19 protein-coding genes and 1 tRNA gene are annotated in these 17,382 nt (G+C 68.1%); 8 read left to right on the top strand and 12 right to left on the bottom strand.

The genetic code is table 11. The features are described from left to right. Positions 1 to 527: 527 nt before the first annotated feature. Positions 528 to 866, top strand: coding sequence for a hypothetical protein (locus OHA03_RS21050; RefSeq protein ID WP_267005349.1), 339 nt, complete (start codon positions 528 to 530; stop codon positions 864 to 866). A gap of 466 nt (positions 867 to 1,332) precedes the next feature. After that, entirely contained in the window at positions 1,333 to 1,617 is a 285-nt protein-coding gene (locus OHA03_RS21045) for a hypothetical protein (RefSeq protein WP_267005348.1), read from the top strand. 21 nt (positions 1,618 to 1,638) lie between these two features. Here OHA03_RS21045 and OHA03_RS21040 read toward each other — a convergent pair whose 3' ends face one another. The 3 genes from OHA03_RS21040 to OHA03_RS21030 all read right to left on the bottom strand — a co-directional run bounded on the left by OHA03_RS21040 (position 1,639) and on the right by OHA03_RS21030 (position 3,225). Then, on the bottom strand, positions 1,639 to 1,830 hold the full coding sequence (locus tag OHA03_RS21040; RefSeq protein WP_267005347.1) for a hypothetical protein: 192 nt from the start codon (positions 1,828 to 1,830) through the stop codon (positions 1,639 to 1,641). Positions 1,831 to 1,970: 140 nt separating this feature from the next. Beyond that, positions 1,971 to 2,408 carry a hypothetical protein gene (locus OHA03_RS21035; protein WP_267005346.1) on the bottom strand — a complete coding sequence of 146 codons (438 nt, stop codon included), beginning with the start codon at positions 2,406 to 2,408 and terminating at the stop codon, positions 1,971 to 1,973. Between the two features lie 742 nt (positions 2,409 to 3,150). Continuing rightward, positions 3,151 to 3,225 (bottom strand) — tRNA-Val (locus OHA03_RS21030). A 199-nt stretch (positions 3,226 to 3,424) separates the two neighbouring features. On the opposite strand from OHA03_RS21030, the gene OHA03_RS21025 reads away from it, so the two are divergent. The 4 genes from OHA03_RS21025 (at position 3,425) to OHA03_RS21010 (ending at position 6,542) form a co-directional block, all read left to right on the top strand. After that, a complete protein-coding gene (locus OHA03_RS21025; protein ID WP_267005345.1) occupies positions 3,425 to 4,195 on the top strand; it encodes a DUF4097 family beta strand repeat-containing protein in 771 nt (256 codons plus the stop codon). A 71-nt stretch (positions 4,196 to 4,266) separates the two neighbouring features. Then, a complete protein-coding gene (locus OHA03_RS21020) occupies positions 4,267 to 5,634 on the top strand; it encodes a hypothetical protein (protein WP_267005344.1) in 1,368 nt (455 codons plus the stop codon). A 66-nt stretch (positions 5,635 to 5,700) separates the two neighbouring features. Next, a complete protein-coding gene (locus OHA03_RS21015) occupies positions 5,701 to 6,300 on the top strand; it encodes a DUF4383 domain-containing protein (RefSeq protein ID WP_267005343.1) in 600 nt (199 codons plus the stop codon). Between the two features lie 29 nt (positions 6,301 to 6,329). Further along, positions 6,330 to 6,542 carry a zinc ribbon domain-containing protein gene (locus OHA03_RS21010; protein WP_267005342.1) on the top strand — a complete coding sequence of 71 codons (213 nt, stop codon included), beginning with the start codon at positions 6,330 to 6,332 and terminating at the stop codon, positions 6,540 to 6,542. Positions 6,543 to 6,563: 21 nt separating this feature from the next. Here OHA03_RS21010 and OHA03_RS21005 read toward each other — a convergent pair whose 3' ends face one another. From OHA03_RS21005 to OHA03_RS20990, 4 genes are all read right to left on the bottom strand, one after another. Next, complete coding sequence (locus OHA03_RS21005) at positions 6,564 to 7,223, bottom strand: O-methyltransferase (RefSeq protein ID WP_267005341.1); 660 nt, start codon at positions 7,221 to 7,223, stop codon at positions 6,564 to 6,566. Positions 7,224 to 7,275: 52 nt separating this feature from the next. Next, positions 7,276 to 8,157, bottom strand: coding sequence for an HAD family hydrolase (locus OHA03_RS21000; RefSeq protein WP_267008112.1), 882 nt, complete (start codon positions 8,155 to 8,157; stop codon positions 7,276 to 7,278). A gap of 80 nt (positions 8,158 to 8,237) precedes the next feature. Next, positions 8,238 to 10,772, bottom strand: coding sequence for a phosphoribosyltransferase (locus OHA03_RS20995; protein WP_267005340.1), 2,535 nt, complete (start codon positions 10,770 to 10,772; stop codon positions 8,238 to 8,240). 10 nt (positions 10,773 to 10,782) lie between these two features. Beyond that, complete coding sequence (locus OHA03_RS20990; protein ID WP_267005339.1) at positions 10,783 to 11,946, bottom strand: HpcH/HpaI aldolase/citrate lyase family protein; 1,164 nt, start codon at positions 11,944 to 11,946, stop codon at positions 10,783 to 10,785. A 220-nt stretch (positions 11,947 to 12,166) separates the two neighbouring features. Here OHA03_RS20990 and OHA03_RS20985 point away from each other — a divergent pair, with 220 nt between their 5' ends. After that, positions 12,167 to 13,054, top strand: a complete 888-nt coding sequence (locus tag OHA03_RS20985; RefSeq protein ID WP_267005338.1) for a TerD family protein — start codon at positions 12,167 to 12,169, stop codon at positions 13,052 to 13,054. A gap of 110 nt (positions 13,055 to 13,164) precedes the next feature. Here the strand turns inward: OHA03_RS20985 and OHA03_RS20980 are convergent, their stop codons facing one another. The 3 genes from OHA03_RS20980 to OHA03_RS20970 all read right to left on the bottom strand — a co-directional run bounded on the left by OHA03_RS20980 (position 13,165) and on the right by OHA03_RS20970 (position 15,832). Further along, entirely contained in the window at positions 13,165 to 13,899 is a 735-nt protein-coding gene (locus tag OHA03_RS20980) for a Tellurium resistance (RefSeq protein WP_030925925.1), read from the bottom strand. 140 nt (positions 13,900 to 14,039) lie between these two features. After that, on the bottom strand, positions 14,040 to 15,185 hold the full coding sequence (locus OHA03_RS20975) for a DUF475 domain-containing protein (protein WP_267005337.1): 1,146 nt from the start codon (positions 15,183 to 15,185) through the stop codon (positions 14,040 to 14,042). A 71-nt stretch (positions 15,186 to 15,256) separates the two neighbouring features. After that, positions 15,257 to 15,832 carry a TerD family protein gene (locus tag OHA03_RS20970; RefSeq protein ID WP_267005336.1) on the bottom strand — a complete coding sequence of 192 codons (576 nt, stop codon included), beginning with the start codon at positions 15,830 to 15,832 and terminating at the stop codon, positions 15,257 to 15,259. A gap of 51 nt (positions 15,833 to 15,883) precedes the next feature. On the opposite strand from OHA03_RS20970, the gene OHA03_RS20965 reads away from it, so the two are divergent. After that, a complete protein-coding gene (locus tag OHA03_RS20965; protein WP_267005335.1) occupies positions 15,884 to 16,030 on the top strand; it encodes a hypothetical protein in 147 nt (48 codons plus the stop codon). Here OHA03_RS20965 and OHA03_RS20960 read toward each other — a convergent pair. Beyond that, positions 16,020 to 16,595 (bottom strand): TerD family protein, encoded by a 576-nt coding sequence (locus tag OHA03_RS20960; protein WP_030925919.1) that lies wholly within the window; start codon positions 16,593 to 16,595, stop codon positions 16,020 to 16,022. The two genes, OHA03_RS20965 and OHA03_RS20960, sit on opposite strands and share 11 nt — an antisense overlap. A 170-nt stretch (positions 16,596 to 16,765) precedes the next feature. Then, entirely contained in the window at positions 16,766 to 17,224 is a 459-nt protein-coding gene (locus tag OHA03_RS20955; protein ID WP_267005334.1) for a peroxiredoxin, read from the bottom strand. Between the last annotated feature and the right edge of the window lie 158 nt (positions 17,225 to 17,382).

The following is a 17,382-nucleotide window of genomic DNA, read 5'->3' as shown; positions in this document are numbered from 1 at the left end:
CGCTGCTGTAGTGCAACGGCTCCGGAGGCCCCTTGCGTCCAAATCGTCTACGCAGGTCAGAGAGCTCTCAAGGCTGTTCTTCCGTTGGACGGTCCACAGATAGTCCACCTATGGTCTCGACGAACGACTGGCCTATGCCCTCTTCGCGGGGGACAGGGAACGATAGGGCACGCTGAAGCGGCCGGGTCATCAGGCGTTCAGCCAGGGCAACGGATCAGGTCGCCGGTACCTACGGGTTCGCCTCGGAACATCATGGCGCCATGATGAGCGACATAGCCGCGGTCGACCACCGCTTTAGGAGAGAGGATGGGCGGTTGCTGGCGTGACCTGCGCAGACCTCTCTTGGGCCAAGTCCTCTCGTCTGACCCGTTGTTGCAGCTGAGTCCCCGTGAGTCCCCGCCCGTTCTGGCACGAGAGTGGCACGGTCCTGCGGTGGCGGTGAGGCAGCCGACCCTTGTCGCACCCCGGGTCGCGGCCGGATGCCGTTTGGAATGTACGTAATATGGCGCCTCTTCCTTAATCCATACGTGAAGTACGGGGAGGACGAGGTCTGCGTTAACAATGCTTTCGAAAGATACAGCATCCCGTATGCAGAAATCTCGTCGTGCGGCGGGAAGCGCAGCCTTCTCATAAACACAAGAAGTCATGATCAAATTCCCGTCCATGCCCTTGACGCCTCTTTTCTTGGGAGACGGAAAAGAGACTTGGTGGCCCTCGAGTTGATGAGAAGAAAGGAGGAGTCCCGAGGAGAGGGGAAGAGGCTCGGCAGGGTGAGTACTCTTGGATTTCCGGATGTGTTCATACTTGGACTCACGGTGTGCCTTTTCCTCCTTGCCGCTCTCGTTTCGTTGGTGCTCACGTTGTAGATCTCGGACGGTGCGGTGCAGCTCGCGTGCTTCGCCGGTAGAGCCGATACCTCCGGAGGACATCCGGAGGTCTAGGGCGGTCTAGGGCAGGATTTCGCGAGGGAGGCAACGAAAAAGACGGCTGTGCCTTCCTGCCCTGGGTCTTGATGCCGAATCTCGCCGCCTGGGTTCTCGCTGGTCCCGGCGGGATGCGGCTACCGCCGAGTGGTCGTCATTGGTCATTCTCGGCCACTGCTGGGTGCCCTCGGGCGGCCCAGAGACGGCCCGGCCTGAGGCGCCAGCACCGGTTTAGGAGCATGGTGGGGCGGGTTGGGGTGTGACCTGCGGGATGCAGCCTTTGGCGTCTGCTGCGTGTAGCCCCTGCCGGCAGCCGTCGTTCCCCGTGCTTCTCCGCCCGATCTGGCACGGCTGTGGCACAGAGACCTGCCGCCGAGTCGCCTACGGCGACCAAGATCAGGGAGGTGCGGTGTTCAGTATTCGCCGTGGGTCGAAAACGGTGCGGCAGCCCTGGATTGAACGCGACTTGCAGCGGCGAATCGAGCAAGCTGATCCGGAGCGAGCGCGTGAGTTGTCCCTGCCTGCCGAGGTCCAGGACGAGGCCCTGCGCTTGCTACAAGCTGGTAACAGGCTTGAGGGCATCAGGATGATCAGGGAGGCGGGTAACTATGGGCTGGCGGATGCCACGCACATTGCCGCCGCCCTGCAAGGTCGTTACAACGCAGATGGACAGGAATGCAAGGATCAGCAATGACCGGGTCAGTCCTCTGACGTGCTAGGGCATGGCAACGACGACGTATGCCATGGCGACCGCGACGGCCAAACAGACAACGAAGACACCAATCACGGCGATGCCCAGCAGCCCCGTCACGGCCCCGATCGCTTTCCAGCCGACCCGAGTCATGTGCTCAGCCTGCTCGACCGCGCTCTTGTAGTCGCCGTCGTCGCACCAGTCTCGATTGTTCATTGACACCCCCGCTGAAGCATAGAAGCGGCAACGGCTCCGGAGGCCTGTGTCCCCGTCGTGTGTGAAGGTCGAGGGCTTCCAACTCGGTGAGCTGTGGCTCGTCCACAGATGTTCCACGGACCGCCTTTTACTGCATGTCATCACGCCTTGAGCGCCGAGAGATACACCACCAGCCGTGAGGGGCCTTTGCGCTCATCAACCAAGATCGAGATCTGCCCGCCATAAAAGCTGTCGCTCTTACCTGAGTACACTTGCGCGCTTGAATACTGGGTGATCTCATCGAGCTCCCACCCAGCGTCCTCACCCGCTTCAGCGTCAATCCAACGGAGTCCGCTTCTCTCCAGAGCGACCGAACCACCCGACCCGTTCCGAAGAGTTGAGGTGAACTGCAGGAGCTGCTGTTCCGTTGCGGTGAATCGGATCATCGCGGCGTCACCGTTGAACCGGCCGAGGTCCTTGTAGGAGACGTCTCGGGCTCCCTCAGGAAGATTTAGTGCGAAACTACGCCGAACCTCGGGCAATGGACGCGGAGGGCCGTACAAGAGCCGCTCAAACGATACCGACCAGAACGCGGTCACGAGGGCAGCCGCCCCGATCAGAGCAATGAGGACGGCCCGGTGCCGCATAAGTGTACTTCTCAACGTCACATGCCCCCCAGCCTGCAGAAGTGTGCGGGAACACTATCGCGGTCGGCGGAGTCTCCATGACTGAAGGGGCACCCCGTTACTTCCCCCAGTGTCGGGCACGGGATCCCTTCACCAGAGCCCGCCCCACCACTCTCCCCAGCTTCCATCCCGTCCGCCTTCGGCCCACACACCGTGGAGCGGGCGTGGTTCAGGGCGTCAAGGTGGAGCGCGCCACTGTACGAACGACCTTGACGCCCTGGGCCGCGACTGCTCGGCTCTGCCTGGGTCGAAGGTGGTCGGGATGGGAGCCCCCAACGCTCGCCCCGATGCACCAGCAGTCGCCAGTGGCGCCCCATCCATCCCGGAGTCTGAGCGCCCCCGCCGGAGGCATCTCTTTCGGCTGCTCAAACTCTGTCGGCCCGGCTTCGGCGGGGTTTCCCCACCACTGTGCCGGCCATTTCTCTCGGGCTGGTGCCGCGCTCGGTGCGCCGCCGCCCGGCCGAGGGCAGCCGGGGCGAAGACAGAGGCAGCCCGCGGCCGGGGGCTGCGGCGCGCGCCGCGCTTGCGCGGCGCCTTGAACCCGTAGAGAAAGTTTCTACTCACGCAACCCACCGCTACGCGATGCGCCTGAGGAACTGCCGTCACTTACTACCGTCAACGCCCCCGCAGCGGCTCGCTGCGGGGGCGTTCTGCCTGGTGGGCGCGGACGGTTTCGAACCGCCGACATCTGCTTTGTAAGAGCAGCGCTCTACCCCTGAGCTACGCACCCGTGGATGAAGGAACAGCGTACATGGCGTATGGCCCATGCTCACAAACGGTTGCCCGGGACGACGAGGAGCGGGGGATCGGGGGGATATCCCCACCCCGCATACGGTAGCCGTCCGGATTCTCCCTGGGCTGTCGCGCTCCCTACGGTGGTCCCACACCGGCGGGAAAGACCCCCCGGACCGGACGGGGGATCGATCACCATGGCACTCCATACCCGCACTCGCACACTCGTCGGGTCCGTCGGGGCCGTAGTCGTCGCCCTGGGGCTGTCCGGTTGCGGAAGTGCGGATGTGGATGACGCGCCGGTCGAGCACAAGTCGTTCGCGTTCGAGGGGAAGTCCCTGACGATCGACTCCGGCAATACGGCCGTGGAGCTCGTGCCGGCCGATGTGGACAAGGTCGAGGTGACGCGTCGTGTCGACGGGTGGGTGGTGCTCGGGAAGGGGCCCGACGCGCGTTGGACGATGCGGGACGGCAAGCTCACGCTCCAGATGAAGTGCACGGCGGTCGTCAGCAACTGCGAGGCCCTGCATCAGGTGAAGGTGCCGCGTGGGGTCGCGGTGACGGTGGAGGGTGACAACGGCAGGGTCGTCGCCTCCGGGTTCGACACTCCTCTCACTCTCCGCTCCGACAACGGGAAGGTGACCGTCCGTGACTCCAGTGCGCCGCTGAAGCTGGAGAGCGACAACGGGGACATCGTCACGGAGCGGATCTCCAGCACGTCCGTCTCCGCGCAGTCCGACAACGGAGAGATCCGGCTCGGGTTCACGGCCGTGCCGGATCGGGTGGACACCGTCAGTGACAACGGTCGGGTGACCATCGAGCTGCCGAAGGGGTCGCAGGCGTACGCGGTGACCGCCGTCGCCGACAACGGGGACATCTCGGTGCGGGTTCCGCGCAGCGACAGCAGTCCGCATGTGGTGAAGGCCCACAGCGACAACGGGGAAATCACGGTTCGAAGCGCGAACTAACGGGCCCGTGTGTTCGTCCTTACCTGGTGGGAGAATGAACCGGGCAAGGCGATACGGCACGGGAGAGGGATGTGACGGCGACACACGCGCGGCCGCAGGCAAGAGCGGGTGGCAGAACCGCCGTCAGGGACGTCCTCGGATTGATGCTGCTGCCGGTGCCGTTGCTGGCCGCGGCGTTGCCGGCTGCCTTCGCCGGTGGTGGTACGCGGCGCTGGTTCGGCGGTCGCGGGGAGAGTCAGCGCGCCGACGCTCAGGCGGCGAAGGACGCGGCCGCGGAGGCCTTCTACGAGCTGGACACGGCTCAGCGCGATCTGCAGATCTCGATCGAGACGATCACCGCGGTGGACAGCTCCCCCGCCGCGCGGAAGGTCGTGGACGATTTCGCCGCGCTGGGGCGGCGGATCGACGAGGCCAGCCATGCGTACATCACGGCGGTCGACGCCCACGACCTGGACCGCGACGATCTTGAACCGGCGGTCGCGGCACGTGCCCGGACGGAGCTGACCGGCGCCAAGGACGAACTCGTGCGGGTCAAGGGCGAGCTGGAACGGTTCGCGCAGGGACTCGGTCCGCTCCTGGGGAACGCCGAGACGCAGCTCGCCCGGCTCGCGCCCGCCGTCGAACGGGCGCGACAGGCGCTCCTCGGTGCGAGCAATGCTCTCGATGCGGCGCGCGCGTCCGGACTGCGGGCAGACGATCTCGCTGCACGCCTGGCGGCCCTCGCCCCCGAACTGACCAAGCTCAACCAGGGCGCCGGCCGGCACGGCGTACCGGAGACGTTGCAACGCGCCGATCACGTGCTGCGCGGCGCCGAGGCCGTGCGGGCCGAGGCGGCGCAGCTTCCCGAGCGCGCCGCCGAGATCGACCACCGGCTGGTGTCGCTGCGCACGCGAGCCCAGGCACTGACGACACGCGCGGGCTCGGTGGAACCCGTGCTGAGCGAGCTGCGGCGGCGGTTCACCGCTGCCTGCTGGCAGGACCTCCAGCCCGTGCCCGAGCAGGCCGCGGTCAATGTGCGGCAGGCCGAGGAGAAGCTCAAGGAGGCCACCAAGGCGCGGAACGAGCAGCGCTGGGCCGATGCGACGTCGCGGCTGTCCACCGTACGGGCCCTGCTGAACGCTACGGACGAGGCCGTGTCCGCGGCCGGTGACCGGCTGCGCCGCCTCGACGACGTGGCCAAGGACCCCCAGCACGAGATCCAGCGGACCAGGTTCGCCATCCGCGACGCCCAGCGCCTGGCCATGGCGGGGCGCAGTACACCCGAGCCGCGCCACGCCCGGCCGCTGGACGATGCCGTGGCCCGGCTGGAGCACGCGATCGCCGGGCTGGAGGGTCGCCACCCCGACTACTGGCACTTCCTGACCGAGACCGAAGCCGTGCGGCAGACGGCGGCGCGGGTGGTCTCGGAGATCCGTGAGGAGCGGGGCGCCGGCGGCTGACGGCTGAGCCGAGTTGTCGCGGCCCTGCGCGGGGCGGATCCTGGTGGTAGCGCGAAGGAGGCCACCATGGCTACCCATGCAGTGCATCCCCCGCGGCGACGTGCACAGAAGCCCGCACGGCGCAGCAGAGCCGCCCGGTTCGACGACCATCTCCCGGTCGATCACCGGCTCAACAGCGTCTACCGCATAGGGGCGGGGTTGATGGGGCTGGTGCTGCTTGCCTTCGGCATCCTGGGAATCATCGACAAGATCGGCTTCTTCAACACGGGCGACGCCACTGTCGCGGGCCTGAACACCAACGGAGCGCTCAGCGTCCTCTCCATCTGCGTCGGCCTGCTCCTGTTCGTCGGGATGGTGATCGGCGGCAACTTCGCCTCGACGGTCAACATGGTCCTGGGCATCGCGTTCATCCTCAGTGGCTTCGTCAACCTGGCACTGCTCGACACCGACTTCAATTTCCTCGCCTTCCGTATGCAGAACGTTCTGTTCAGCTTTGTCGTCGGGCTGATGCTGATGATGTTCGGGATGTACGGAAGGGTCAGCGGCGGGCTCCCGCACGACAACCCGTACTGGCGCGCCCGCCATCCCGATGAGCCCGCCGTGGGACAGCGCCACGACCGGAGTTCGTCGATGCCGGTTGCCGGCCGGAGCCGTATTACGCGGTAGCCGTGGTGCCCGCCGGTTAGCCTGGGGCCATGCCTCGCTACGAATACCGCTGCCGCTCCTGCGGAGACACGTTCGAACTCAGCCGTCCGATGGCCGACTCGTCTGCCCCTGCCTCCTGCCCCGCCGGACACGAGGACACGGTGAAGCTCCTCTCCACGGTGGCCGTGGGCGGGGCGTCGGCCAAGTCCGCGCCCGCCGCCCCGTCGGGCGGCGGCTGCTGCGGTGGGGGCTGCTGCGGCTGACCCGGCCGGGCGGGCGGGTCGCTACCGCTTACGGGAGAGGGTCAGTCCGTCCGCCACGGTGAGCATCACGCTGTCCATCCGCGCATCGGCGGCCACATGCTCGTTGAACTCCTTGATGGCCGCCGCTCCGCCGGTCGCCCGTGGGTCGGTCACACCGCCGTGGAACAGCACGTTGTCGGTGACGATCAGGCCGCCCCGGCGCATCCGGGGCACCAGCTCTTCCCAGTACGGAATGTAGTTGCCCTTGTCCGCGTCCAGATAGGCCAGATCGATGTGCGGCTCGGACGGCATCGCTCCCAGGGTGTCGAGAGCGGGGGCGATGCGCAGCTCGATCCGGTCGGCGACGCCCGCCTTCTCCCACGCCTCGCGGCCGTATGCGGTCCACTCCTCCGAGATGTCGCAGGCGATCAGCCGCCCGTCGGCGGACAGTGCCTGCGCCATCGCAAGGGCCGAGAACCCGGTGAACGTCCCGACCTCGACGATGTGCCGGGCACCCGTCAGCCGTACGAGGAAGGCGAGCAGTGGGCCCTGCTCCTCGGCGGACTGCATCCCCGCCTGTTCGGGAAGCTGCGCGTACGTGGTCTCGACGAGTTCACGCTGTACCGCGTCGAGCGGCGGGTTGTGCGCCAGCATGTACGCGTACAGCTCGTCCGTGATCCTGGTTTCGTTTCCCTTGCTCATCGCGCACTCCCTCTGTGCCTGCCGGGCAGGCGGTCACTGCCCGGCACGCTGGTCACCTGCCGGGCAGACCGGTCACGGCCTCAGGTACCACTGTTCCCTGCCGGAGGCCCTGTTGCGGGACGGAAGCCCGAAGGAAACGCCGGAGGATCTCCTCACCTGCCACCACACCGTTCTCCGTCAGTACGTCGATGTGCGGGGCGCTCCAGCCGGTGTCGGCGAGTTCGCCGTGGCCGGGGCGCCAGGCGTGGTCGGCGGCGAGAAGCAGATCGGCGTCGAGGAGCGAGTCACCGGCAGCGAGGGTGAGCGTGGCGCCGGCGCGGCGGGCGACTTCGTTCATCGCGGCGCTCTTGGTCAGCGGCTTGGGCACGGCGTAGATCTTGCGGCCCTGGAGCGACACGGTCCAGCCACGGGGTTCCGCCCACTCGGCCAGCTCACTCACCCAGCCTGCGGGCAGCAGCGAGCGTTCGACGACGAGATAGGCGAAGAGGTCCTCGGCGACCCGTTCCTTGAGGAGCCAGGCAGGGTCCGCAGCGGCGACGAGGTGGGCGCGGACTTCGGCGAGCGAGGCGCATTCGTCGGCGAGCCGGCGGGCCACCTGTGTCTGCCAGTCGGGGTCGGACACCCCGTCGACCAGGAGGTGTCCCCCGTTGGCGCAGATGGCGAACTTCGGTGTGGGGCCGGGGAGCCTGATGCGGTGGTACTGCTCACGGGTGCGGGTGGTCGTGGGCACGAAGACCGTGGTGCGGGCCAGCTCGTCGAGGAGTGCGGCGGCCGTCTCCGTGAGATAGGAGAGCGGCTTGTGGCCGTACACCTCGACGCAGAGCAGCCGGGGGGCTTCGGCGTCCGGCATGGAGAGCTGGAGCGCCGCCGTCGAATAGATGAGGGTGCGGTCGAGGTCGCTGGCGATCAGCGTCACGGGGCCGGCCCGAGCGATCGGGGCGGCCAGGGGGGCCGGGGCGGCCGTGGGCGTCGGGATGGTCACGGAGCCCGGGGTGGTCCGGGAGCTCGGGGTGGTCACTGTGACGCCACCGCCTTGCCGTCCGCGCCGGTCGCTCCCCGGGTGTACTTCGGGTGGATCAGTCCGACGCAGGTGTACGGGAGTTCGTCGACCTCTTCGACCGGCACTCCGCGCTGCTCGGCCAGCAGCCTGATGTGCTCGAGGTCGGCGCCGGCGCCGCGCTTGGCGAGGATCTTCCACGGGACGCGTCGCAGCAGTACGCGTGTGGTCTCGCCGACGCCCGGCTTGACCAGGTTCACATCGTGGATGCCGTACTCCTCGCTGATGCGCTCGACGGCCGCCCAGCCGTCCCAGGTCGGGGCGCGGTCCGCGGCGAGCAGCTCCTTGACCTCGGCGTCCACCGCGTCGACGACCTCGTCGAAGTGCTCGGCGACGGTGTCGAGGAAGTGGCCGGACACATCGGCGTCCGCCAGCTCCCGGTAGAACTTCGCGCCGTGGAAGTCCTGCGGGCCGACCAGATCGGAGCGGAGCACCGTGCGCGAAATCAGTCCGGACACCGTCGAGTTGAGGCAGGCGGACGGGATGAGGAAGTCCTCGCGGGTGCCGTAGGTGCGGACGCAGCCGCCCGGGTCCGCCAGGACCGCGATCTCGGGATCGAAGCCCTCGAACTCGGCGAGCGCCGCAGACAGTTCACGAGTGATCGCCCCCTTGCCGGTCCAGCCGTCGACGAAGACGACGTCCGCCGGGTCGTGGTGGGCGGCCAGCCAGCGCAGGGCGTTGGCGTCGATGCCCCGTCCGCGCACGATGGAGACGGCGTAGTGCGGCAGATCGAGTCCGTGGCGGTGCTGCGCCCAGCGGCGCATCAGCACACCGACCGGGGTTCCGGCCCGGGCGAGGGAGACGAGAACGGGACGGGGGCTGCGCTCGGCGAGAACCGTCTCGGTGACGGTGCCGACGGCCCGCGCGATGCGCGCGGCCGACAGGTCCAGGGCCGCCTTGAACAGGTCCTGGTACTCGGCGGACGGCTGGTATTCGACGGGCAGCGACTCGGCGTAGTGCGCGCCACCGCTCTGTATCGCTTCCTCGCGCTCCTCGGTGGGCGCCTCCAGCTCGGTGTCCGAGAGGTCCTGGAGCAGCCAGCCGACGTCGTCCGGCTCGTAGGAGGAGAAGACGGGGCCGCGAAGGGGCTCGGGCAGCATGGGGGGTTCCTGCCGTTCGGGGGCGGGTGAGGGGACGTACGAGGGAACGACGGCCAGCAGGACGTGGGAGGTGTGCGCGGCGAGCTCCGCGAGCAGGCCGCCGGGGGCGTGCAGCTCCGGAGTGTCGGCAGCGGAGTCGACGACCACCACCACCGCGTCGAAACCGGCACCCGCGACGTTGTAGGCGAAGCGGTCGCCCGGGCCGTCGGCCGGGTTGTCATGGGCCGGGAAGACCAGACGGCTGCGTATCGCGTAGCCGGGGTCGTCGACGGCGAGAACGGGGGAACGCGTGGTGGTGGAGTACCGCACCTCGGCCTCGGTGTGCTCCTCCAGGGCCGTGCCGAGCCGGAGCGGTGCGTACATCAGCTCCTCGAAGCCGAGGACCAGTACGCGGCAGGCGTCGCCGTCCAGGGCGTCGGCGATACGGGCGGCCATGGCGGGAAGAGCCGATTCCAGGGTCGCGCGATGTGCGGGGGTGAAGCCGTGCCGGCCGCCGTCGGGCACCGCGGCCGGCCACTCCAGCTCCACTCGGGTGCAGAAGGCATCGGTCTCTTGCCTCGGTACCGACGATCCGGCCCCGGCTGCAGCAGCCACACGGCCGCCTTCGCTTGCCTCGCCAGCCCGCTCATGGGCGGCGACCAGCGCCTGCCCCTTCTCCAGGACGCCGTCCGGGAGGCGGACCGTGCCCGTTCCCCTCGCCACCAGGTCGACGCGTGCGCCGATCTCCGCGGCGAACTCGGTCAGGCGTCCGCGGTCGGCCGGCGACCGCATGTCCACCAGGGCCACGATCACGTACCGGTCGCGCGGGTACAGCTCGTGCAGCGCGCGGATCGTGTTGAGCACGGTGTTGCCCGTGGAGAACTCGTCGTCCACCAGCACGAGCGGCTCTCCCGCCCGCCCGCTCCCACCGCCGGCGAGCAGCGTCGGGTCCTCCGGCAGCAGCAGATGCGAGGTCGCGTGCGAGTGCGACTCCTCGAAGCCGCCCGCCCGGGCCACGCCCTCGACCGGGCGGCGCGTCGAGTGGAGATACGGCGCCACTCCCAGCCCGTCGGCGACCGCGTGGCCGAGACCGGTGGCCGTCTCCGCGTACCCGAGGACCACCGACCGGCGCGACAGCGCTTCCCCGAGGAGCTCACGTACCCGCAGGCCGAGTTCGAAGCCCGCCCCGTAGACCACGGACGGCCTCTGCGGCACGTGCTTGCCCAGCACGTTGGAGACGAGCAGGTGGGCCCGCTTGGGGTTGCGGCGCAGAGCGAGGCCCAGCAGCTCCCGGAGCTCCCCGTCCCCTCCGGACGCCCCGTTGCCGACGAGCTCGACGCCCAGTCGCTCCGCCACCCAGCTACCCGACCACACCACGTTCGCCGTCTCTTTCCTTGCTGCGCGCTCGCTCATCGAGACGCGCTCATTCCGCGAGGCCCGCGGCCAGCAGATCCACGAACCCGACGTCTTCCTTCGCCACGCCGAAGACCTCGGCCCGCCGCAGGGTGCGCTCGGCCCAGGCCCGGTGGGGCTTCACTTCGTTCATCTTGTTCGTGTACGCGGAGCGCATGACTCCACCGCCTCCCCGCTCCGGCCGCAGGATGTCCTGTGCATCGCTGAACTCCTCGTGGCTGACCACGGACAGTGCGTGGACGGGCGCGACGTGCGACGGGTGGATGCAGGTCTTGCCGAGCAGCCCGTTGGCCCGGTCGAGCTCGATCTCCCGCAGCAGCCCGTCCAGGTCGTGCTCGATCAGCTCCGTGCGCAGCTCCTCGGCCCGGCCCTCCAGGAAGGGGCTGCGGCGCAGCTGCGGCTTGAACATGCGCTCCTGAAGTCGGAAGTACTCCCACACCGGGCCGGTGATGGTGAAACCGGTGCCGTCCGCCCGGCCCAGCACATTGACCACGTCGGCGATGACCGCGGCGACGAGCTGCACGTCGTACGCCGTCATGTCGGGCGCCCTGCGCAGTCCGTACGCCGAGCAGAAGTCGGTGACCCCGAGCCGCAGTGCGAGCACCCGGTCCCGGTACCTGTCAACGGTACGGGCGATTCCCTGCAGCGTCGCGCCGCGGGACTCCAGATGCAGCAGCTCCGGGGATTCGAGGACGGGCATCGCGAAGAGCCGCTGGCTCCTGGCCGTCTCGGCCTTGGTGAGTGCCTCCATGAACGGCACACCACGCTCTTCGGTGAACTTCGGAAGTACAAAACCGGACAACAATCCGGCGGAGCTGCCGAGCCGGTTCACCAGGTCCGTTATCTGCTCCGGCTCACGGACCCGGATGAAGAGCAGGGGCACCTCGACGCCGCGCGCCGCGAGGTCGGCGAACTGCCTGACCAGGTTCTCCTCGGCCGCCGTCACCTCGGAGTCGTCGATCGAATCCTCAAGGCACAGCACCATCGAGACGACACCGCGCCCGGCCTGTTTGATGATGTCGTCCGCGAGCCGCGGCCGGGTGGCCGGGGAGTAAAGGGTGGCGCCCAGGGCAGCCGAAAGCATGCCGGCGGGCGAGCCCGCATCGAATTCGGCCGGCTCCCGGTGGAACAGGCCCTTCCGCGCAGCGGGCGAGATGTGCCCGAAATGACGCATGTGATTCCCCCGAACTGCCTGACCGGCCCGACAACGTATGGCCGGTAATAGTACGTACGGACTGGTGTCGGCAGTTCCCTGCGTGCATGAATTTCGGGTAACTCGTCCATTTCCCGACGGTTCCACAGAGCGCGGACGGCGTGGTTCCGACGCACTGCCGAGACATGGGTTGTGACCCCCGCGTTGTCTGCGCGGGCTGCCAGCAGGCAGGATGACCGCCATGACGCACGCGATGCTGAAGGGCTCGAACGTCCCCCTCGACACCACGGCCGTACGGGCCGTGCTGCGCTGGACCCCGGGCGCCGGGGTCCCCGATGTGGACGCTTCGGCCCTGCTTCTCGGCACCGGTGGCCGTGTGCGCTCCGACGAGGACTTCGTCTTCTACAACCAGCCCAGGCACCCCTCCGGCCTGGTACGACGGCTGCCGAAGCGCAGTGTCGCCGAGGGGCTGACCGACACCATCGAGGCCGACCTGGGCGCGCTCGACCCCTCCGTCGAGCAGGTGGTCATCGCCGCGTCCTCGGACGGCGCGGCCTTCCAGCAGGTCCGCGATCTGCGCATCCTGCTGTACGACGCGGGCTCGGCGGGCGGGGATCCGCTCGCCGTGTTCGATGTGCGGCCGGAGACCGGCGAGGAGACCGCGATCATCTGCGGCGAGCTCTACCGGCGTGGCGATGGCTGGAAATTCAGGGCGGTCGGCCAGGGCTACCCGACGGGTCTGGTGGGTCTCGCGACCGCGTTCGGTATCTCGGTCGACGAGGCGGAGGCCGCGGCCGAACCCGATGCGGTCGCATCGTCGAGCCCTTCGCCCGCCTCGGCGCCGGTCACCGGGCCGGCTGCCGCACCGCCCGCCCCCGTGTTTCCCCCCGCCCCGGCGCCCGGCCCCGACCCGCAGGCCACGGTCCAGCACCAGCAGCCCGCGTACGGCTACCCGCAGCCGACAGCGGTTGCAGCGCCCGTCCCGGCTCCCCAGCCGGCCTATGGCTATCCGCAGCCGGCCTCCGCACAGCCTGCGTACGGCTATCCGCAGCCCGCGGCGGCCGCACAGCCCGCCCCGGACCCGAATTTCGTCCTGCCGCCGCAGGGCCCGCAGTTCGTCCGGTCCTGACCGGCCCGGCGCCGCGGGCCGGATCCGGGTCCGAGGACCGGCGATCGGTCTCAGCCGGGACTCAGGGCCGGCACTCGGGTCTCAGGCCCGGGAGTCGAGCACAGGCGGCCTCAGGCCCGTGACTTGTAGCCGCGGCCCCACTGCATCCCCCAGCCGTACAGCCGGTCCAGCTCCGACTGGAAGCCGTAGACGAATTTCACCTCGCGCCGCACGATCAGCTCGTCCTTGACGTTCTCGACGGTGAACACGGCGCACGAGCGGGCCTGCGGGGCCCTCTCGTCGAGCTCGATCTCGATCCGCGGCCCGTTGCCCGGGTAGAGCGTCACCTTGGCGTGCGTACGGTCGAAGGCCGGCGTCTGGTCGTAGATGTAGACGAAGAACAGCAGCCGCTTGATCTGGTCCCGCTGATCGAGGTTGACGTACACGGTCTCCCCCGACGGCGCCCCGAAGCGGTCGTCCCCGCTGAGCCTGATGTACGGCGGCCCGTTCAGGTCGCCGATCAGGTTGCCCAGCGGCTGCACGACGCCCTTGGTGCCGTCCTTCAGCTCGTACATGCAGCCCAGGTCCAGGTCGACGTTGACCACGCCCTGGGTGTGCGCCTGGACGACATCGGGCTGGAAGAGCTTGAACGGCCGCAGCAGCCGGCCGCTCTGCCGCGATCGGCCCTCGATGTCGGACGTACGCATCCGCCAGGAGAGATTGACCCGGAGGTTGCCGGTCAGCGCGCCCTGTTTGGTCAGCGAGACCGTGGCGTGCCGCTTGGAGAGCACGATGGAGTTGGTGGCCGCGTTGCCCGACTCGAACTGCGCTTCTCGCCTCGGCCACAGGCCGTCCCAGAACGCCATCCCCAACCCCCACGCATCTCGGTACTGCCCGGCCCCGCGCGCATCACTGCGGGGCGGCCCCCGGGCCGGCTCCGGGTGTCCCCGGAGAACCGTCGCCGTGCGGACCGCCCCGCTGAGAGCGTTCCTCAATCCCTACCGGGTCACACCCCGGACGGGACTTCCGCCTTGGAGCCCGAGTTGTCGCCGCCGCCTCCGGCCTCCAGCGCCTTGTTGCGCCGGACCGAGGACCAGAAGGACCAGGCGATCAGCACGACGCCGACGAGGCCGGTGATGATCTCGTTGATCTGGTACTGGATGGTGACGAGCAGGATGACGGACAGCGCACCGATGGCGTAGTGCGCGCCGTGCTCCAGGTAGACGTAGTCGTCGAGGGTGCCCTGACGGACCAGGTAGACCGTGAGCGACCGGACGTACATGGCGCCGATACCGAGGCCGAGGGCCATCAGCACGATGTTGTTGGTGATGGCGAAGGCGCCGATGACGCCGTCGAACGAGAAGGACGCGTCGAGTACCTCGAGGTAGAGGAACATGAAGAACGCGGCCTTGCCGGAGAGGACCACCGCGGAGAGCTTCTTGCCGCTCTTCCTGGCCTCTTCCTCGGCCTCGTGCTCGCGCTCCTCCTCTTCCTCGAGCTTGTTCTCGAAGTAGCTGGAGAGACCGCCGACGATGAGGTACGTGATCAGGCCCGCGACACCCGCGAGCAGAACGGTCTCCGCCTTGTTCGCGTGACCGCCGCCGTGCTGGTGCGCCTGGGTCGCGAAGGTCACGGCCGAGATCAGCAGCACGATGAGCGCGATGCAGACCGACAGCATGTCGACCTTGCCGAGCTTGGCGAGCGGACGCTCGATCCAGCGCAGCCACTGGATGTCACGCTCCTCGAAGATGAAGTCGAGGAAGATCATCAGCAGGAACATGCCACCGAAGGATGCGATCGCCGGGTGGGCGTCCGTGACCAGTTCCTGATAGCGGTCGGGCTGGTTGAACGAGAGATCGACCGCCTCGATGGGCCCCAGCTTGGCGGTGATGGCCACGATCACGACAGGGAAGACCAGCCGCATACCGAAGACCGCGATGAGGATGCCGACCGTGAGGAAGATCTTCTGCCAGAAGGCACTCATCTTCTTCAGGATTCCGGCGTTGACTACCGCATTGTCGAAGGACAGCGAGATCTCGAGGACGGAAAGGATCGCGACCACCCCGAGGGCCTCCCACCCCCCGTAGAACACCGCTGCGACCAGGCCGAGCGCGGTAATCGCGAACGACCAGCCGAAGGTTTTCAGAAGCACTGGCTACCCCATCGTGTATGTAACGGGTCTCCCCCGGGTGTGTGCGGGGCTCCCCCGCGCCGTGCGCGGCTTTACGAAACGTTGACCCCGAAGTCTAGAGCGATGCCTCGCAGCCCCGACGCGTACCCCTGACCCACCGCACGGAACTTCCATTCGCCGTTGTACCGGTAGAGCTCGCCGAAGATCATCGCGGTCTCCGTCGAGGCGTCCTCACTGAGGTCGTAGCGCGCGAGTTCCTGGCCGTCCGCCTGGTTCACCACACGGATGAACGCATTGCTGACCTGGCCGAAGGTCTGCCCGCGGTTGTCTGCCTCATGGATGGAGACCGGAAAAACGATCTTGTCGCAGTGGGCGGGCACCTGAGTGAGGTTCACGATGATCGACTCGTCGTCGCCCTCGCCCTCACCGGTGAGATTGTCGCCCGTGTGCTCCACGGAGCCGTCGGGGCTCGTGAGGTTGTTGTAGAAGACGAACCACTCGTCGCCCAGCACCCGGCCCGACTGGCACAGCAGAGCGCTGGCGTCGAGGTCGAAGTCGGCTCCGGTGGTGGATCGCGCGTCCCAGCCGAGGCCGACGAGCACCTGGGTGAGGTTGGGTGCGGCCTTGGAGAGGGAGACATTGCCTCCCTTGGCGAGCGTGACGCCCATGGTGTGTGTCCTCCCCGAGTCGATGAACCGTCTGTCAGTGACCGTCTATCGATGAACCGACCGTCGACGGACCGTCTGTTGTGCGCGTCCGGCGCCGCACTGGGTGCGGCGCCGGACGGGGACGTGCTGGACGTGGCCCGGGCGGTGCCTTCGCAGGCGCCGCCCGGTCACGCCTTCTGGGCCGTGCTCAGACGTTGACGCCGAAGTCCTGCGCGATGCCGCGCAGACCCGAGGCGTAACCCTGACCGATGGCACGGAACTTCCACTCCGCACCGTTGCGGTACAGCTCGCCGAAGACCATGGCGGTCTCCGTCGAGGCGTCCTCGCTCAGGTCGTACCGCGCGAGCTCGCTGTTGTCGGCCTGGTTGACCACGCGGATGTACGCGTTGCGCACCTGGCCGAAGCTCTGCTGGCGGGACTCGGCCTCATAGATCGAGACCGGGAAGACGATCTTGTCGACATCGGCCGGAACGCCGGCCAGATTCACCTTGATGACCTCGTCGTCGCCCTCGCCCTCACCGGTGAGGTTGTCACCGGTGTGCTCGACGGAGCCGTCGGGGCTCTTGAGGTTGTTGAAGAAGACGAAATTCCCGTCGTTGCCGACCTTGCCCGCCGCGTTCGTCAGCAGGGCGCTGGCGTCGAGGTCGAAGTCTCCGCCGGTGGTGGTACGGGCATCCCAGCCGAGACCGACGATGACCGCGGTCAGGTTGGGCGCGGCCTTGGTCAGCGAGACGTTGCCGCCCTTGCTGAGGCTGACTCCCACGAGTCCTCCCATTGGTTTCATTAGAGGCCGACAGGTGCCGGCGCCTCCATCGTGCGTTGGCATCGGATCAACGAGTGGATCCTAGTGACCGGTTCCCGGCCAAAACAGGCTTTTGGCCGGGAGGCCGGGAGATCGCCCGGATCGTCGCCGGAAGATCCGCCGGATCCGGATCAGATCGCGTCGAGGGCCTTGATGTAGTCGTTGAGGTCGCGCGCGTCGGGCAGGCCGTTGACGACGGTCCAGCGCACCTCGCCCTCCTTGTCGATGATGAAGGTGCCGCGCACCGCACAGCCCTTCTCCTCGTCGAAGACGCCGTAGGCCCGCGAGGTCTCGCCGTGCGGCCAGAAGTCCGAGACCAGCGGGTACTCGAGGCCCTCCTGCTCGGCGAAGACACGGAGGGTGTGGATGGAGTCGTTGGAGACGGCGAGGAGCTGCGTGTCGTCGTTCTCGAACTTCGGCAGTTCGTCGCGCAGGGCGCAGAGCTCACCCGTGCACACGCCGGTGAAGGCGAACGGGTAGAACAGCAGGACCACGTTCTTCTCGCCGCGGAAGTCGGAGAGCTTCACGGTCCGGCCGTGGTTGTCCTTGAGCTCGAAATCCGGGGCCTTGGTGCCGACCTCGATCGCCATGGATACGCGTCCCTTCACTGCTTCACCGGGCTGGGCTGTCCGGGTGGACTCCCACCCTACGCAGAGCCCACCCGCAGGCCCCTCGGCGCGCCACACGCCACCCACGTACCGGTGCCTGCGGGCCCGCTCCCGGGCATACGAAGACCCCCGCCGGTGCA

Source organism: Streptomyces sp. NBC_00154, from assembly GCF_026342835.1.
Lineage (GTDB): Bacteria > Actinomycetota > Actinomycetes > Streptomycetales > Streptomycetaceae > Streptomyces.
This window is presented reverse-complemented; position numbering and strand designations above follow the sequence as displayed.

Excerpts from the sequence above, each read along its gene's own strand:
- OHA03_RS21040 (WP_267005347.1), bottom strand. The coding sequence starts at position 1,830 with ATGAACAATCGAGACTGGTGCGACGACGGCGACTACAAGAGCGCGGTC.
- OHA03_RS21025 (WP_267005345.1), top strand. The coding sequence starts at position 3,425 with ATGGCACTCCATACCCGCACTCGCACACTCGTCGGGTCCGTCGGGGCC.
- OHA03_RS21015 (WP_267005343.1), top strand. The coding sequence starts at position 5,701 with ATGGCTACCCATGCAGTGCATCCCCCGCGGCGACGTGCACAGAAGCCC.
- OHA03_RS21010 (WP_267005342.1), top strand. The coding sequence starts at position 6,330 with ATGCCTCGCTACGAATACCGCTGCCGCTCCTGCGGAGACACGTTCGAA.
- OHA03_RS21005 (WP_267005341.1), bottom strand. The coding sequence starts at position 7,223 with ATGAGCAAGGGAAACGAAACCAGGATCACGGACGAGCTGTACGCGTAC.
- OHA03_RS20995 (WP_267005340.1), bottom strand. The coding sequence starts at position 10,772 with ATGAGCGAGCGCGCAGCAAGGAAAGAGACGGCGAACGTGGTGTGGTCG.
- OHA03_RS20990 (WP_267005339.1), bottom strand. The coding sequence starts at position 11,946 with ATGCGTCATTTCGGGCACATCTCGCCCGCTGCGCGGAAGGGCCTGTTC.
- OHA03_RS20985 (WP_267005338.1), top strand. The coding sequence starts at position 12,167 with ATGACGCACGCGATGCTGAAGGGCTCGAACGTCCCCCTCGACACCACG.
- OHA03_RS20980 (WP_030925925.1), bottom strand. The coding sequence starts at position 13,899 with ATGGCGTTCTGGGACGGCCTGTGGCCGAGGCGAGAAGCGCAGTTCGAG.
- OHA03_RS20970 (WP_267005336.1), bottom strand. The coding sequence starts at position 15,832 with ATGGGCGTCACGCTCGCCAAGGGAGGCAATGTCTCCCTCTCCAAGGCC.
- OHA03_RS20965 (WP_267005335.1), top strand. The coding sequence starts at position 15,884 with ATGAACCGACCGTCGACGGACCGTCTGTTGTGCGCGTCCGGCGCCGCA.
- OHA03_RS20955 (WP_267005334.1), bottom strand. The coding sequence starts at position 17,224 with ATGGCGATCGAGGTCGGCACCAAGGCCCCGGATTTCGAGCTCAAGGAC.